At 37.5% G+C, this 731-nt stretch carries 1 protein-coding gene; it reads right to left on the bottom strand.

What is annotated here, in order from left to right; translation table 11 throughout:
- Positions 1-456: 456 nt before the first annotated feature.
- Positions 457-731: 50S ribosomal protein L19 (gene rplS / locus AAGC65_RS24995; RefSeq protein ID WP_343115184.1), on the bottom strand; the 275-nt coding region annotated here is incomplete at its 5' end.

The following is a 731-nucleotide window of genomic DNA, read 5'->3' as shown; positions in this document are numbered from 1 at the left end:
GTACCCGCCAAAACAGCTAAGAAACCGGCTTCGGCAAAAACGCCGAAAGATCAAAAAGAGTAACCACTATTACCTATCAAAAAGCGCCGGTTAATATTAACCGGCGCTTTTTGTTTTATATCATCTGGCTGACGATCTTAATTTTTTCTGAAACCGGATTAAACAGATTTATCAGATTAAAGGATTTTTATTCTCATTTTTTAGGCAAATCGTGACCTTCCCTCAATTCTAAAAATCGCGGTTCAACAATACGCAATTGCCAAGCTATCGCTTGCAATGACGTAATACCTAAGCAAATAATAAAATTTTGACTCCCAGAACATTGCAAGGCTAAAATACTTTACAAAGCCCAGTCTAAAGCGAGATTTTGACCACAAAAAAGACCTTCCCGAAAATAAATTCCAGAAAGGCCTTTTAAATATCAAATAGTAACCCGTTAAAAACGGGTACGGATAATTAAACTCTTTTTGATTTGATACGAGCTGCTTTACCGGTAAGGCTACGCAGGTAGTATAATTTAGAACGACGTACTTTACCTACGCTGTTCACTTCAATTTTATCAATGTTTGGAGAGTTAATAGGGAAGATACGCTCAACGCCTATTCCGTTTGAAACTTTACGAACGGTGAAGGTTTCAGTTGTACCAACGCTGTTACGTTGAATAACCACACCTTGATAAAGCTGCACACGTTCTTTATTTCCCTCTCTGATTTTATAATGTACACTTACAG

This window comes from Mucilaginibacter sp., assembly GCF_039207105.1.
Lineage (GTDB): Bacteria > Bacteroidota > Bacteroidia > Sphingobacteriales > Sphingobacteriaceae > Mucilaginibacter.
The sequence above is the reverse complement of the archived record's forward strand: the minus strand, read 5'-3'. Positions and strand labels throughout refer to the sequence as shown.